Here is an 8,647-nt window from a genome sequence, read left to right as displayed (position 1 = left end):
CCCCCCCCCCCGCGCCCCCCCCCCCCCCCCCGSCACTACCGAAGCGGCGCGGTAGATCCACGCCATGCGTGGATGCGCCCCCACCCGGTACAATCACCGCTCTGTTTTCCCCCAAGCACCGGAGTGACCCATGTCCCGCCAGATCATCAACACCGAAAAGGCTCCCGCCGCCATCGGCCCGTACTCGCAGGCCGTGCGCGCCGGCAACACCGTGTACTTCTCCGGCCAGATCCCGCTCGACCCGGCTACCGGCGACATCGTCGGCGCCGGTGACGTCGAAGCACAGGCACGCCGCGCCTTCGACAACCTCAAGGCCGTGGCCGAAGCCGCTGGCGGCTCGCTGGACAAGGTCGTGCGCCTGGGCCTGTACCTGACCGATCTGGGCGAGTTCGCCAAGGTCAACGCGGTCATGCAGGACTACTTCCAGGCCCCGTACCCGGCCCGTTCCACCATCGAAGTCTCTGGCCTGCCGAAGGGCGCCAACTTCGAGGTCGACGCGGTGATGGTCATCGACTGACCGCCACGTGGCACGCAAGGCGGCGGTCACCCCGGTCCTGTCACCGTCCGGCGAAGCATCCCTGGCGATGCTCGCTGGCGTCGGTCCGGCCGTGGCCGCCAAACTGCAGGCGCGTGGCCTGGCCACCCTGCAGGATCTCTGGCTTCATCTGCCGCTGCGCTATGAAGACCGGACCCGGCTGACCCGCATCGAAGACCTGCGCAACGGCGTGCCGGCGCAGGTGGAGGGGCGGGTGGTCGCGGTCGAGCGCGGCATGCGCTACCGGCCGATGCTGAAAGTGGCGGTGGAAGACGAAGGGCAGGGCACCCTGGTGCTGCGCTTCTTCCATTTCCGCCAGCAGCAGGTCGGCCAGTTCGCGGTCGGCAACCGGCTGCGCTGCTTCGGCACGCCCAAGCCGGGCCACCTGGGCCTGGAAATCGTCCACCCCAGCTACCAGGTGCTGGGCCGCAACGACGATCCCGAACTCGGCGACCGCCTCGACCCGGTGTATCCCACCGTCGAAGGCGTGGGCCCGATGACCATGCGCAAGCTGATCGGCCAGGCGCTGGATCGCCTGCCCGAGGAAAGCACGCTGGAACTGCTGCCCAGCGGTTGGCTGGATGGCCTCGGCCTGCCGTCGCTGCGCAGCGCGTTGCTGACCGTGCATCGGCCGCCGCCGGATGCCGATCTGGCCGCCCTGGCAGCAGGCACCCACCCGGCGCAGCGTCGCCTGGCGATGGAGGAACTGCTGGCCCACCACCTCAGCCTGCGGCGCCAGCGCATTGCCTTGCAGGCGCACCATGCGCCGCCGTTGGCCGGTCCCGGCAAGCTGGCCAAGGCGCTGCTGAAACAGCTGCCGTTCGCGCTGACCGGCGCACAGGCGCGCGTGTTCAAGCAGATCCGCGAGGACCTCTCACGCCCCAGCCCGATGCTGCGGCTGGTGCAGGGCGACGTCGGTTCCGGCAAGACCGTGGTTGCCGCACTGGCCGCGATGCTGGCAGTGGAGCAGGGCAAGCAGGTCGCATTGGCCGCCCCCACCGAACTGCTGGCCGAGCAGCACCTCAACAACCTGCGCGGCTGGCTGGAACCGCTCGGTGTGCGTATCGCCTGGCTGGCCGGCAAGGTCACCGGCAAGGCGCGCGCCAAGGTGATGGAGCAGGTCGCCAACGGCGAGGCGCAGGTGGTGGTCGGCACCCACGCGCTGATGCAGGAAGCGGTGGTGTTCCAGGATCTGGCACTGGCCATCGTCGACGAGCAGCACCGCTTCGGCGTGCACCAGCGCTTGGCCCTGCGCGACAAGGGAGCGGGCGGCAACAGCGTGCCGCACCAGCTGGTAATGACCGCCACGCCGATTCCGCGCACGCTGGCGATGTCCGAGTACGCCGACCTGGATGTCTCGGCCATCGATGAACTGCCGCCGGGCCGCACCCCGGTGCAGACCGTGGCCCTCAACAACGATCGTCGCCCGGAGCTGATCGAGCGCATCGCCCTGGCCTGCCAGGAAGGGCGGCAGGTGTACTGGGTGTGCACGCTCATCGAGGAAAGCGAAGAACTGGATGCCACGCCGGCGCAGGCCACCTACGAATCGCTGCAGGCGCTGCTGCCGGGCGTTCGCGTGGGGCTGGTGCATGGCCGGCTGAAGGCGGCGGAAAAACTGGCGACGATGGTGGCGTTCAAGACCGGCGAGATCGATCTGCTGGTGGCGACCACGGTGATTGAAGTCGGCGTGGACGTGCCCAACGCCTCGCTGATGGTGATCGAGAACGCCGAGCGCCTGGGACTGGCCCAGCTGCACCAGCTGCGCGGCCGCGTCGGCCGTGGTTCGGCGGTGTCGCGCTGCGTGCTGCTGTACCAGGCGCCGCTTTCGCAGATGGCGCGCGAGCGGTTGCAGACCATGCGCGAAACCAACGACGGTTTCGTCATCGCCGAGAAGGATCTGGAACTACGCGGCCCCGGCGAACTGCTCGGCACCCGCCAGACGGGACTGGCGGGCTTCCGCATCGCCGATCTGGCGCGCGATGCTGGCCTGCTGCCGGGCGTCCACGACCTGGCCGAACGCCTTCTGGACCAGCAACCCGCGCTGGCCGACCGCGTGGTGCAGCGCTGGATCGGCACCGCCGTGCGCTACGCCTCGGCGTAAGCGCCCCGGGGTCGGATCCCTTTGCGCAGCGAAGGGCTCTGACGCCATGCCCGGGACGCTTATCCACGCATGGCGTGTATCTACAGCGCTACAGAAAGCCCTTTCGATCATTTCCATGTTCATCCACGCATTGCGTGGACGTGTCGACCAAGGTCGACAGCTACCAGCAGCGGTAGCGATCTGTCGAAGGCGGGGTGGGTCCGGTGGCAGGGGTGTGAGCGGCATGGATGCCGCGACCAAGCCCCCATGGGTGAGGGCGCTTTGTTTGCGAAGCACTGCTTCGCAAGCGCCCGAACGCACAGCCGCCAGCGGCTGGGCCGGACCGCGGAGCGGGGTTTACGGCGTCCCCCGCAACCGGACCCACCCCGCCATCCCTCAGGAAACCAGCTTTTGCCGTTGCTCTGGCGTTTGCCGTTGATTCGGCGGGTGCAGGGCGCAGCCCTGCCGAACCCCAACCCCCCGTACTTGCAACGGTCATCATCCCGGTCCACACTTCGTTGCCGATCTGAAGACGGCAACGATGACCCACAAGATCCCCCTGTTGATCGACACCGACCCCGGTGTGGACGACGCCCTGGCCCTGCTGATGGCCTTTGCCGATGAACGGCATGACGTGGTCGCCCTGACCATCGCCGCCGGCAACGTCGGCCTGCAGTACACCGTCCGCAACGCGCTCAAGCTCTGCGACATCGTCGGCCGCGCCGACGTACCGGTGTTTGCCGGTAGCCCGGATCCGCTGCTGCATCCCTCCGTCGACGCTGCCCACGTGCATGGCCGTGATGGCTATGGCGACGTGGACCTGTCGCCGCCCAGCCGCCAGGCCGAAGCCGAGCACGCGGCGCTGGCCATCCTGCGCCTGTCGCATGAGCACGCCGGCGAACTGATGCTGGTGATGCTCGGCCCGCTGACCAACCTGGCCCTGGCACTGAAGCTGGACCCGACCCTGCCACAGCGCATCAAGCGCATCGTGGTGATGGGCGGCGCGGTTACCTGCCACGGCAACATCACCCCGGCGGCCGAATTCAACATCGCCTTCGACCCGGAAGCGGCGCACGTGGTGTTCACCTCGTTCAAGCGCCTGCTGGTGTCGGACTGGGAAGCCACCGTCGCCCACGGTCTGCCGCTGGAAGATGCCGAGACGTGGCTGCAGGCCGACTCCGATCGCGCCCGCTTCTACGAGCTGATCTCGCGCAAGACCCGCGCGCTGTCGGAAGACGCCAAGGGCGGCCGCTGGTACACCGCCGATGCGGTGGCCATGGCCTGGGCGCTGAACCCGGAAGGGCAGCTGCAGGTGGAATCGCGTCCGCTGAACGTGGAACTGAACGGTACGTTCAGCCGCGGTGCCACCATCGTCGACTGGAACCGCCAGACCGGCCAGCCGGACAACTGCGATCTGCTGATGGCCTACGACCAGCAGCGTTTCGAGGCGCTGGTGCGCCGGGCCCTGGGCGCGGACTGAAGCCGATTGACCGGCACCGGTTGCCCCGGGCGGCAACCGGTGCTTATAATGCCGCTCTTGACCACCAGCCCATTTACGGTGTGAGCCCATGAAGGCCGATATCCATCCGAACTACCGCGACGTCGTCTTCCATGACGTCACCTCCGATTTCAAGATCCTGACCCGCTCGACCATGGCGACGAAGGAAACCATCAAGTGGGAAGACGGCAACGACTACCCGCTGGTGAAGGTTGAAATTTCCTCTGCTTCGCACCCGTTCTACACGGGCAAGCACAAGGTCATCGACACCTCGGGCCGTATCGACAAGTTCCAGAAGCGCTACGCGCGCTGATCTGTCGATCCTGCTTCGAACCGACGGCCGCGCTCTGCGCGGCCGTTTGTTTTTCCCCAACGCCTGCCCAACGGGCGTTTGGATGGACGGAACACTGCGTTCGTGTGACAGCGCTTTTGCCGATCCGGGCCGCTCAACGGCCGGCGTCTGGCCGCCTGTCGTATACGACTTCCGTCTAGCACCCGACAAATGCTGCTGTGCGATAATGACCTGATCCCCGGCACAGGCCGAGGACGTCATTCACGTGCCTGACCAATGCGCTTGGGCAGGCGCCTTCCCATGAAGGAGCGCACACAGTGTCCGATCTTGATCAGGTCACGCTCAACGCCGGCGATAAGTCGGTCGTTCTGCCCGTCATCAAACCCACCCTTGGCAACGACTGCGTCGACATCGCGAAGCTGACCAAGGAAACGGGGTATTTCACCTACGATTCCGGCTTCACCGCGACGGCCAGCTGCAAGTCCGCCATCACCTACATCGACGGCGACAAGGGCGTGCTGCTGTACCGCGGCTACCCGATCGAACAGCTGTCGGAAAAGTCGAGCTACGTCGAAGTGGCCTACCTGCTGATCAACGGCGAGCGCCCGAGCGCCGAGCAGCTGAAGGCCTTCACCGATGAGCTGGCGGCCGAAGCCAACGTCGACGATTCGATCAACACCCTGATCGGCAGCTTCGCCAAGGATGCCCACCCGATGGCCATCCTGGCCGCTGCGATCGCGCAGCTGTCGGCCATCTACCACGACTCGCTGGACCTGTCCGACGCCGAACAGCGCCGCCAGGCCGCCGTGCGCCTGATCGCCAAGGTGCCGACCCTGTCGGCGCTGATCTACCGCCACGGCAAGGGCCTGCCGGCCAACAAGCCGGACACCTCGCTGGACTACGTCAGCCGCTTCCTGAAGCAGACCTTCGAGTCGGCCGATGGCCAGTACGATCTGAACCCGGACGTGGTCAAGGCGCTGGACCTGCTGTTCATCCTGCACGCCGACCACGAGCAGAACGCCTCGACCTCGACCGTGCGCCTGGTCGGCTCGACCGGTGCCAACCCGTATGCCTCGGTCGCCGCTGGCGTCACCGCGCTGTGGGGTCCGGCCCACGGCGGTGCCAACGAAGCCGTGCTGAAGATGCTGGAAGAGATCGGCACCGCCGACAATGTCGAGTCCGCCGTGCTCAAGGCCAAGGACAAGACCTCCGGCTTCCGCCTGATGGGCTTCGGCCACCGCGTCTACAAGAACTTCGACCCGCGCGCCAAGGTCATCGGCGAGATGACCAGCAAGGTGCTCAAGCAGCTGGGCGTGCAGGATCCGCTGCTGGACGTGGCCGTGAAGCTGGAACAGGCCGCGCTGCAGGACGAGTACTTCGTCGCCCGCAAGCTGTACCCGAACGTCGATTTCTACAGCGGCATCATCTACAAGGCGCTGCAGATCCCGACCGAGATGTTCACCGTCATGTTCGCCCTGGGCCGTACCTCCGGCTGGGTGTCGCATTGGCTGGAACAGCAGGTTGACCCGGAAATGAAGATCGGCCGTCCGCGCCAGGTCTACACCGGCAGCGACGTGCGCGACTACCAGGGCTGATCGCCCCGCGTAGGTAGTGCTGGGAACGCCCCGCATCTGCGGGGCGTTTTTTTTTGCTTCGGCTCTGGTCGCTGCCAACCCGGGTTGGCATGCAAACCCGTACCCGGCACTACGCCACCGAATACCGGCTCGGCGAACACCCCAACGCGCGCCGGAACGCGGCGGAAAACGCGCTGGGACTCGCATACCCCAGGTCCAGTGCCACACGGGTCACTGCCTGTCCCTGGCCCAGTCGTTCGATGGCCGCCAGCAGGCACACCTGCTGCCGCCACTCGGCGAAACTCACCCCGGTATCCGCGCGGAACATCCGCGTGAACGTGCGCCGGCTCATGCCCGCATCCGCAGCCACCTCATCAAGCCCGATGGCGAGTGAGGGCGCATCGAACAGCACCCGGCAGACGCGCGCGAGGCGTGCATCGGCAGGCAACGGTGCGTGCAGGGAAAGCATCGGCATCGACGCGATCTCCGCTACCAGCAACTGCATCAGTTTGCCTGCACGTCCGTCCTCGTCGTACAGCGCGGGCAGGTCCACTGCGCCCTCCAGCAGCTGACGCAGCAACGGCGAAACGGCATACACGTGGCACTGTGCCGGCATCGCCACCGCGGCGGCCGCCGCGATGGAAAGGAATGCGTTGAGCATCGTCACCGGCCCGCGCATGGTCATCTCGTGGGCCAGCCCGGCCGGTACCCAGCAGGCGCGCTGTGGCGGCACCAGCCAGCGCCCCTGCGGTGTCGTCACGCTGATGGTGCCGCTTGCGGCGAACGCGAACTGCCCGCGTCGATGGGCATGGCGGGGAAAGGTGGACGACGCCGCGTAGTCGTTCGAGGTGACCACGACGTCTCGCGGCAGGTCTTCGTAGGGATCGAGCAGCGAATTGCGCATGGCCCGGATTCTATAGCGGTTGACCCGTCATCGACGGTGGGCCGGGCCTGCGCTGCCTAGCATCAACTCTCCTCCTCACTGCGGCAATTCTTCATGGTCAACACCTTTCATCGCGTGGGGCAGGGGCCTCACTCCGTCCTGGTCCTGCATGGCTGGTTCGGCGACGCCCACGCGTTCGAACCGATCGAGCCGTGGCTGTCACGCGATCACTTCAGCTACATCTTCATGGACTGCCGTGGCTACGGCGGCATGCGCGATGTGGCGGGGCAGTACAGCATCGACGAAATCGCCCGTGACGCACTCTCGCTTGCCGATGCACTTCAGCTGGAGAGGTTCAGCGTAGCGGGGCATTCCATGGGAGGCATGGCGATCGAGCGCATTGCCGTGCTTGCGCCCCAGCGGGTGCGGTCCATGCTGGCCATCGCACCCGTTCCCTGTGGTGGTATCGCCCATGACGCAGCTGCGCGGCGCCTGCTGGAGGATGCTGCTGGAAGCGTGGCCAGCCGAAGGGCCATCATCGATCGCAGTACCGGCAGGCGGCTGCCTGCAGCCTGGTTGGACTGGAAGGCTCGTTATTCAATGGAGCACGCCACGCCCGGCGCGTTTGCTGCCTATCTTCCCGCGTGGGCAGATACGGATTTCAGCGACGAGATCGTCGGCGAGCACCGGTTGAAGGTGCTGACAGGCGGGCACGATCCGACCTTCAACCGATCACTGATGGAGCGCACCTACCTGCGCCGCTACCGGCAGGCCACGCTGCAGGTTCTGGAGGATGCGGGGCACTACCCGATGAACGAGACACCCTTGGCCCTGGTCACGGCCATGGAATCGTTCCTGAGAGCAGAGGTTCATGACTTCTGACGCTGAATGTCGCTTCCACATGGCAAGGTCGACACGCGTCGGTTCAAGCCGATCGGCATCGATGTTGATCGCGTCACCGTGGTGCCCGCAGGCCGAGGCTCGCGTGCTGCACGCATTATCAGAATGAGCATTCGACTCAACAAAGGCAAGGCAATGAGGTTTATTGCATTTAGCTAGTGAGGGAATTTGTATAACTCTCAAACATTGAGCGTCTTCAAGGATTCTCCTTAGCGTTCAGTATTTTAGGAAATCTTGAATGGTCTGCATGGCCATGCGTTCCTAACATTCTCTCCGTTGCCCGCAACCACCTCTGCGGGCGGCGCCGCTCTTCCTCTTTCCAGGGGAAGGGCGGCTTTCATCTTCCCTGTCCGAGAGAGACAACCCATGCATGCCATTCTGAAGAAGACCGCGCTCGCTGCAGCGCTGGTCACCGCCACCCTGTCCGCCAACGCCGCCGAGACCCACATTTCCGTCTGGGCCCAGGTCGATACCTCGCTGGCCCTGTTGAAGGATGACGGCACCGCGCTGCCGGACGTCGTCAACCTGGTGCACAACCCGGCCAGCGGCCTGGCGCCGTGGAGCCAGCAGGTGCGCATCTACACCAACGACATCGCCAAGGACGTCGAGATCCGCCTGGTCAACGCGGCCTCGCTGGTCGCCACCGACGCGGCCGGTGCTGCACCGGCCGTGCCGCTGCGGGTCACCCTCAACAACCAGGAACTGACCGTGGCCAGCAAGGACTTCCTCGCCAGCGACCTGTACAACGGCGGTGTCCCGGGCGGCTCGGTCGCAATGCCGCTGTCGATCGCGCAGACCACCCGTACCCCGATCACCGTGGCCGGCAAGTACGAAGGCATGGTCAGCATCGCGATGGCGCAGAAGACCACCTCGCCGTAATACCTC

The 8,647-nt window shown here is 66.0% G+C and carries 8 protein-coding genes; 7 read left to right on the top strand and 1 reads right to left on the bottom strand.

Translation table 11 applies throughout. The annotated features are described in order from the left end of the window. The first annotated feature begins 130 nt into the window (after nucleotides 1-130). The 5 genes from D7T59_RS13890 (at nucleotide 131) to D7T59_RS13870 (ending at nucleotide 6,000) form a co-directional block, all read left to right on the top strand. Nucleotides 131-517, top strand: coding sequence for a RidA family protein (locus D7T59_RS13890; protein WP_005410875.1), 387 nt, complete (start codon nucleotides 131-133; stop codon nucleotides 515-517). Nucleotides 518-524: 7 nt separating this feature from the next. Further along, nucleotides 525-2,636: an ATP-dependent DNA helicase RecG gene (recG, locus tag D7T59_RS13885; RefSeq protein ID WP_164138440.1), complete on the top strand. Its 2,112-nt coding sequence runs from the start codon at nucleotides 525-527 to the stop codon at nucleotides 2,634-2,636. 520 nt (nucleotides 2,637-3,156) lie between these two features. After that, nucleotides 3,157-4,095 carry a nucleoside hydrolase gene (locus D7T59_RS13880; protein ID WP_180852674.1) on the top strand — a complete coding sequence of 313 codons (939 nt, stop codon included), beginning with the start codon at nucleotides 3,157-3,159 and terminating at the stop codon, nucleotides 4,093-4,095. Nucleotides 4,096-4,183: 88 nt separating this feature from the next. Then, nucleotides 4,184-4,426, top strand: coding sequence for a type B 50S ribosomal protein L31 (locus D7T59_RS13875; protein WP_010484049.1), 243 nt, complete (start codon nucleotides 4,184-4,186; stop codon nucleotides 4,424-4,426). 296 nt (nucleotides 4,427-4,722) lie between these two features. Next, nucleotides 4,723-6,000, top strand: coding sequence for a citrate synthase (locus D7T59_RS13870; RefSeq protein WP_164137530.1), 1,278 nt, complete (start codon nucleotides 4,723-4,725; stop codon nucleotides 5,998-6,000). A 109-nt stretch (nucleotides 6,001-6,109) separates the two neighbouring features. Here the strand turns inward: D7T59_RS13870 and D7T59_RS13865 are convergent, their stop codons facing one another. Continuing rightward, the gene (locus tag D7T59_RS13865) at nucleotides 6,110-6,883 is read right to left on the bottom strand and encodes an AraC family transcriptional regulator (RefSeq protein WP_180852673.1); all 774 of its coding nucleotides are present in this window, start codon (nucleotides 6,881-6,883) and stop codon (nucleotides 6,110-6,112) included. 93 nt (nucleotides 6,884-6,976) lie between these two features. On the opposite strand from D7T59_RS13865, the gene D7T59_RS13860 reads away from it, so the two are divergent. Both D7T59_RS13860 and D7T59_RS13855 read left to right on the top strand, forming a co-directional pair. After that, nucleotides 6,977-7,744 carry an alpha/beta fold hydrolase gene (locus D7T59_RS13860; RefSeq protein ID WP_180852672.1) on the top strand — a complete coding sequence of 256 codons (768 nt, stop codon included), beginning with the start codon at nucleotides 6,977-6,979 and terminating at the stop codon, nucleotides 7,742-7,744. Between the two features lie 384 nt (nucleotides 7,745-8,128). Then, nucleotides 8,129-8,641 (top strand): CS1 type fimbrial major subunit, encoded by a 513-nt coding sequence (locus D7T59_RS13855; RefSeq protein WP_180852671.1) that lies wholly within the window; start codon nucleotides 8,129-8,131, stop codon nucleotides 8,639-8,641. The last annotated feature ends 6 nt before the right edge of the window (nucleotides 8,642-8,647 follow it).

This window comes from Stenotrophomonas maltophilia (genome assembly GCF_013464915.1).
Lineage (GTDB): Bacteria > Pseudomonadota > Gammaproteobacteria > Xanthomonadales > Xanthomonadaceae > Stenotrophomonas > Stenotrophomonas maltophilia_AT.
Note: the sequence above shows the minus strand (reverse complement) of the source record. Positions and strands in the feature narration are given on the sequence as shown.

Excerpts from the sequence above, each read along its gene's own strand:
- D7T59_RS13890 (WP_005410875.1), top strand. The coding sequence starts at position 131 with ATGTCCCGCCAGATCATCAACACCGAAAAGGCTCCCGCCGCCATCGGC.
- D7T59_RS13880 (WP_180852674.1), top strand. The coding sequence starts at position 3,157 with ATGACCCACAAGATCCCCCTGTTGATCGACACCGACCCCGGTGTGGAC.
- D7T59_RS13875 (WP_010484049.1), top strand. The coding sequence starts at position 4,184 with ATGAAGGCCGATATCCATCCGAACTACCGCGACGTCGTCTTCCATGAC.
- D7T59_RS13865 (WP_180852673.1), bottom strand. The coding sequence starts at position 6,883 with ATGCGCAATTCGCTGCTCGATCCCTACGAAGACCTGCCGCGAGACGTC.
- D7T59_RS13860 (WP_180852672.1), top strand. The coding sequence starts at position 6,977 with ATGGTCAACACCTTTCATCGCGTGGGGCAGGGGCCTCACTCCGTCCTG.
- D7T59_RS13855 (WP_180852671.1), top strand. The coding sequence starts at position 8,129 with ATGCATGCCATTCTGAAGAAGACCGCGCTCGCTGCAGCGCTGGTCACC.